The organism is Pararhizobium mangrovi, from assembly GCF_006516965.1.
Lineage (GTDB): Bacteria > Pseudomonadota > Alphaproteobacteria > Rhizobiales > Rhizobiaceae > Pararhizobium_B > Pararhizobium_B mangrovi.
The window spans coordinates 25,448-31,447 of the sequence record NZ_VHLH01000017.1; the positions used below are offsets into that span (position 1 = coordinate 25,448).

General features: G+C 68.6%; 7 protein-coding genes. All 7 read left to right on the top strand.

The genetic code is table 11. The features are described from left to right. The first annotated feature begins 17 nt into the window (after positions 1-17). On the top strand, positions 18-1,001 hold the full coding sequence (gene trbB, locus FJU11_RS10175) for a P-type conjugative transfer ATPase TrbB (protein WP_141166945.1): 984 nt from the start codon (positions 18-20) through the stop codon (positions 999-1,001). Then, positions 998-1,330 carry a TrbC/VirB2 family protein gene (locus FJU11_RS10180; RefSeq protein ID WP_141166946.1) on the top strand — a complete coding sequence of 111 codons (333 nt, stop codon included), beginning with the start codon at positions 998-1,000 and terminating at the stop codon, positions 1,328-1,330. The genes trbB and FJU11_RS10180 overlap by 4 nt, the downstream gene beginning before the upstream one ends. Further along, on the top strand, positions 1,330-1,599 hold the full coding sequence (locus FJU11_RS10185; protein ID WP_141166947.1) for a VirB3 family type IV secretion system protein: 270 nt from the start codon (positions 1,330-1,332) through the stop codon (positions 1,597-1,599). The genes FJU11_RS10180 and FJU11_RS10185 overlap by 1 nt, the downstream gene beginning before the upstream one ends. A gap of 10 nt (positions 1,600-1,609) precedes the next feature. After that, positions 1,610-4,051, top strand: a complete 2,442-nt coding sequence (trbE, locus tag FJU11_RS10190) for a conjugal transfer protein TrbE (protein ID WP_141166948.1) — start codon at positions 1,610-1,612, stop codon at positions 4,049-4,051. Beyond that, positions 4,048-4,806, top strand: a complete 759-nt coding sequence (gene trbJ, locus FJU11_RS10195; protein WP_141166949.1) for a P-type conjugative transfer protein TrbJ — start codon at positions 4,048-4,050, stop codon at positions 4,804-4,806. Before trbE ends, trbJ begins: the two co-directional genes overlap by 4 nt. Positions 4,807-4,816: 10 nt before the next feature. Then, a complete protein-coding gene (gene trbK-alt / locus FJU11_RS10200; protein ID WP_141166950.1) occupies positions 4,817-5,107 on the top strand; it encodes a putative entry exclusion protein TrbK-alt in 291 nt (96 codons plus the stop codon). Between the two features lies 1 nt (position 5,108). Beyond that, the coding region (gene trbL, locus FJU11_RS10205; protein WP_141166951.1) for a P-type conjugative transfer protein TrbL at positions 5,109-6,000 on the top strand (892 nt) is incomplete at its 3' end.

Below are 6,000 nucleotides of genomic sequence, written 5' to 3' on the forward strand. Positions count from 1 at the left end.
CGCTTTGAGGGGACGACATGGCAGGTTCACATCCACGATCGGAGGCGGTCTCACGCGGCGCCCGCATGCTGCGCACGGCGCTCGGTCCGGCGATCGCCGGCTATCTTGGCGACGCCGGCATCGTCGAGGTCATGCTCAACCCCGACGGCCGGCTGTGGGTCGACCGGCTGGCGGACGGCCTTCACGATACCGGTAAGACGATCACGCCCGACGATGGCGAGCGGATCGTCCGCCTGGTCGCCCATCATGTCGGGGCCGAGGTCCATTCTGGCAGCCCGCGCGTCTCGGCGGAGCTGCCGGAGACCGGCGAGCGGTTCGAAGGGCTGCTGCCGCCCGTCGTGGCCGCACCGGCCTTCGCCATCCGCAAGCCCGCCGTCGCGGTGTTCACACTCGCCGACTATGTCGCCGCCGGCATCATGGCCGAGGAGGCCGCCGCGACGCTGCGCACGGCGGTCGCGGCACGTAAGAACATCCTCGTCGCCGGCGGCACCTCGACGGGCAAGACGACACTCACCAACGCGCTGCTCGCCGAGGTTGCCGGCACCACGGATCGGGTGGTGCTGATCGAGGACACGCGCGAGCTCCAGTGCAGGGCGCCCAATCTCGTCGCGCTGCGCACAAAGGACGGCGTCGCATCGCTCTCCGATCTGGTGCGCTCGTCGCTGCGTCTTCGGCCCGACCGCATTCCGATCGGCGAGGTGCGCGGACGCGAGGCGCTCGATCTCCTCAAGGCCTGGGGGACCGGTCATCCCGGCGGCGTCGGTACGATCCACGCCGGCTCCGGGATCGGCGCGCTGCGCCGGCTCGAACAACTGATCCAGGAAGCCGTCGTCACCGTGCCGCGCGCACTGATCGCCGAAACGATCGACCTGATCGCGGTGCTGTCGGGCCGCGGTGCCGACCGACGTCTCGCGGAACTCGCCCGCGTCGAAGGGCTCAGCGCCGATGGCGACTACCGCCTCGCTTCCATCCTTCCAGAAAGATCCGGAGACCCCGTATGACCGACCGTCCTTCCCGCCTGCGTCGCACCCTGCTTTCCGGCACCGCCGGCGTCATCGCTTCGCTCGCGCTGGCGCCTGCCGCGCAGGCCGCCGGGTCCTCGATGCCGTGGGAGGCGCCGCTCCAGTCGATCCTCGAATCGATCGAGGGGCCGGTCGCCAAGATCATCGCGGTGATCATCATCATCATTACCGGCCTTAGTCTCGCCTTCGGCGACACCTCGGGCGGGGCGCGCAAGCTGATCCAGATCGTCTTCGGCCTGTCGATCGCCTTTGCCGCCAGTTCGTTCTTCCTGTCCTTCTTCTCGTTCGGCGGCGGGGCGCTCGTTTGATGGCCGCCGAGGAAACGGTCGCCGGCTTCATCGTGCCCGTCCACCGGGCGCTGACCGAGCCGATCCTGCTCGGTGGCGCGCCGCGCTCGGTGGCGATCCTCAACGGCACGCTCGCCGCAGCGCTGGGCTTGGGCCTGCGCCTCTGGCTGGTCGGCATCGCGCTCTGGGCGATCGGACACTTCGCGAGCGTATGGGCGGCCAAACGCGATCCGATGTTCGTCGACGTCGTGCGCCGCCATCTGCGCATTCCGGCGCATCTTTCGGTCTGAGGATCGGCCCATGATGAACCTCGCCGAATATCGCCGCACCGCCACCCGGCTCGCCGACTTCCTGCCCTGGGTCGCGCTCGTCGGCGACGGAGTCGTCCTCAACAAGGACGGCAGCTTCCAGCGCACCGCGCGATTCCGCGGTCCCGACCTCGACAGCGCCGTGCCCGCCGAACTGGTCGCGGTGGCGGGCCGGCTCAACAACGCTTTCCGTCGTCTCGGCTCGGGCTGGGCGCTCTTCGTCGAGGCCGAGCGCCATACCGGCGGACACTATCCCGACAGCCGTTTTCCCGATGCCGCCTCGGCGCTGGTCGATGCCGAGCGCAAGGCGGACTTCGAGGAGGAAGGCGCGCATTACGAGTCCAGCTATTTTCTGACACTCGTCTATCTGCCGCCGGCCGAGGACGCCGCGCGCGCCGAGCGGTTTCTGTATGAGGGTCGCGAGCGTGCCGAGGGCGCGGATGCGCGCGAGACCCTGCGCGGGTTCGTCGATCGCACCGACCGCGTGCTCCAGCTCGTCGAGAGCTTCATGCCGGCCTGCGCCTGGTTGGGTGACGCCGAGACGCTCACCTATCTGCATTCGACCGTCTCCACGAAACGCCAGCGCGTGCGCGTGCCGGAGACGCCGATCTATCTCGATGCGCTGCTCGCCGATCAGCCGCTCACCGGCGGGCTCGAGCCGATGCTGGGCGCGGCACATCTGCGCATCCTTACCGTCACCGGTTTTCCGAGCGCGACGACGCCCGGCATCCTCGACGATCTCAACCGGCTCGCCTTTGCCTATCGCTGGTCGACGCGGGCGATCCTGCTCGACAAGACCGACGCGACGAAGCTGCTGACCAGGATCCGTCGGCAATGGTTCGCCAAGCGCAAGTCGGTCGCAGCGATCCTGAAAGAGGTGATGACCAACGAGGCCTCGGCGCTGGTCGACACCGACGCGCACAACAAGGCGATGGACGTCGACGCCGCGCTCCAGGAACTCGGCGCCGACATGGCCGGCCAGGCCTATGTGACGGCAACCGTCACCGTGTGGGACGAAGACCCGCGCATCGCCGACGAGAAGCTGCGGCTGGTCGAGAAGGTCGTTCAGGGCCGTGACTTCACCGCGATGACCGAGACCGTCAACGCGGTCGAGGCCTGGCTCGGCTCGCTTCCCGGCCATGTCTACGCCAATGTCCGCCAGCCGCCGGTCTCGACGCTCAACCTCGCGCACATGATCCCGCTCTCGGCGGTCTGGGCGGGGCCGGCGCGCGACGAGCATCTGCGCGACGCGCCTTTGCTTTTCGGCAAGACCGAAGGCTCGACGCCATTTCGCTTCTCGCTCCATGTCGGCGATGTCGGGCACACGCTCGTCGTCGGTCCGACGGGGGCCGGCAAGTCGGTGCTCTTGGCGCTGATGGCGCTCCAGTTCCGGCGCTATCGCGGCAGCCAAGTCTTCGCCTTCGATTTCGGCGGCTCGATGCGCGCGGCAGCACTTTCCATGGGCGGCGACTGGCACGATCTCGGCGGCGATCTGAGTGACGATGCCGAAGACAGCGTCGCGCTGCAACCGCTCGCGCGCATCGACCAGGTGCCCGAACGCGCCTGGGCCGGCGACTGGCTGGTCGCGATCCTCAGGCGCGAAGGCATCACCGTCGACCCGGCGCTGCGCGAGCATCTCTGGGCGGCGCTCACCTCGCTCGCCTCGGCGCCGGTCGCCGAGCGCACGCTGACCGGCCTGTCGGTTCTGCTCCAGTCTCAGGTGCTCAAACGCGCGCTCCAGCCTTATTGCGTCGGCGGTCCCTATGGGCGGCTGCTCGACGCCGAGAGCGAGCGGCTCGGCCAAGCCTCGGTGCAGGTGTTCGAGACCGAGGGGCTGATCGGCACCGGCGCGGCCTCGGCGACACTCGCCTATCTGTTCCACCGCATCGAGGACCGGCTCGACGGACGGCCTACGCTGCTCGTCGTCGACGAAGGCTGGCTCGCGCTCGACGACGAAGGGTTCGCCGGCCAGCTGCGCGAATGGCTGAAGACGCTGAGGAAGAAGAACGCCTCGGTCGTCTTCGCCACGCAATCGCTTAGCGACATCGACGGCAGCCCGATCGCCCCGGCGATCATCGAGAGCTGCCCGACGCGGCTCCTGCTTCCCAACGAACGCGCGATCGAACCGCAGATCACAGCCATCTATCGCCGCTTCGGTCTCAACGACCGGCAGATCGAGATCCTCGCGCGGGCGACGCCCAAGCGCGACTATTACTGCCAGTCGCGGCGCGGCAACCGGTTGTTCGAACTCGGCCTGTCCGATGTGGCGCTGGCGCTGTGCGCCGCCTCGTCGAAGACCGATCAAGCCGCCATCGCCCGCATCGCGAGCGAACATGGCCGCGACGGCTTCCTCGCCGCTTGGCTCGCCGAGCGCGGCGTCGCCTGGGCCGCCGATCTCGTTCCCGACCTCGTCAATTTGGAGACACTGTCATGAAGAATGCTCTCGCCCGTGCGCTGACCATCGGCGCTCTTGCCGGTCCCGTAGCGCTCGCACCCGTCTTCGCCTCACCGGCAGTCGCACAGTGGACCGTGTTCGATCCGTCGAACTACGCCCAGAACGTACTGACGGCGGCGCGCTCGCTCCAGCAGGTGACCAACCAGATCACCTCGCTCCAGAACGAGGCGCAGATGCTGATGAACCAGGCGCGCAACCTTGCGAGCCTGCCCTATTCGTCGATCCAGCAATTGCAGCAATCGGTGCAGCGCACGCAGCAACTTCTCCAGCAAGCGCAACGCATCGCCTACGACGTGCGCGACATCGACAAGGCGTTCGACACGACCTACGGCCAGGCTTCGCTGTCGGCCTCCGACAAGGACCTCGTCGCTAGCGCCCGCACCCGCTGGCTGAACACCGTCGGCGGCCTTCAGGACGCAATGCGCGTCCAGGCCAGCGTCGTCGGCAATATCGACGGCACGAAGTCCGAGATGTCGGCGCTGGTCGGCGCGAGCCAAGGGGCCGCCGGCGCGCTTCAGGCGACGCAGGCCGGCAACCAGTTGCTGGCGCTCCAGGCGCAGCAGCTTTCCGACCTGACCGCGCTCGTCGCCGCCAACGGGCGGGCGCAAGCGCTGAGCGCCGCCGAGCGCTCGGCGGCGGCCGAACAGGGTCGTGAGCAGCGCCGGCGCTTCCTGACGCCGGGCCAGGGCTACCAGCCGGGCGACGCGCAGATGTTCCACGACGGCGGCAAGTGAGGGTTGTCCGATGGACGGCAAGGTCCTCGCCCGGATCGGTGCGGCGGCGTTCGTCGGTCTCGCCGCGACCGTCACCGCGATCGAGATGACCAAGCGCGACGCCGCACCGCCATCGCCGCCGGTGCTCACCGATCATGCGCCGGCGCCGGTCGATCCGATGCACCGGCTGCTCGTCCGCTGTCAGCGGCTCGGCGCCGAAGCGACCCGCGATCCGGTGTGCCTGAAGGCCTGGGCGGACAATCGTCGGCGCTTCCTCGGGAGCGATCGGCCCGCTGTCGAGCCGTCCGCGGGGAACCGCTGAGATGGGCAGCACCGGCGTCATCGACCATTTCCTCGACGTCTTCACCCGCTACATCGATTCTGGCTTCGGCCTGCTCGGCCCCGAAGTGGCGTTCATCGCCACGACGCTCGTCGTCATCGACGTCACGCTCGCGGCCCTCTTCTGGTCCTGGGGCGCCGACGACGACATCGTCGCGCGTCTTGTGAAGAAGACGCTCTTCGTCGGCGTCTTCGCCTATATCATCGGCAACTGGAACGCGCTCGCCCGCATCGTCTTCGAAAGCTTCGCCGGGCTCGGCCTGAAGGCGTCGGGCACCGGCTTCACCGCCGCCGATCTCCTCCATCCCGGCCGCGTCGCGCAGACCGGGCTCGACGCCGGACGGCCGCTGCTCGAATCGATCTCCGACCTGATGGGCTACTGGTCGTTCTTCGAGAACTTCATCCAGATCGCCTGCATGTTCCTCGCCTGGGCGCTCGTCCTGCTCGCCTTCTTCATCCTCGCCGTCCAGCTCTTCGTCACGCTGATCGAGTTCAAGCTGACGACGCTCGCCGGCTTCGTGCTGATCCCGTTCGGGCTGTTCGGCAAGTCCGCCTTCATGGCCGAGCGCGTGCTTGGCAACGTCATCTCGTCGGGCATCAAGGTCTTGGTGCTCGCGGTCATCATCGGCATCGGCTCGACGCTGTTTGCCGAGTTTACGCGAGGCTTCGACGGCGGCCAGCCGACGATCGACGAGGCCATGGCGATCGTGCTCGCAGCACTCTCGCTGCTGGGCCTCGGCATCTTCGGCCCCGGCATCGCCACCGGCATCGTCTCGGGCGGACCGCAGCTCGGCGCGGGTGCTGCCGTCGGCACCGGGCTCGCCGCCGGCGGTGCGGTGCTGGCAGGCGGCCTCGGCGCCGGCCTCGCCGCGCGCG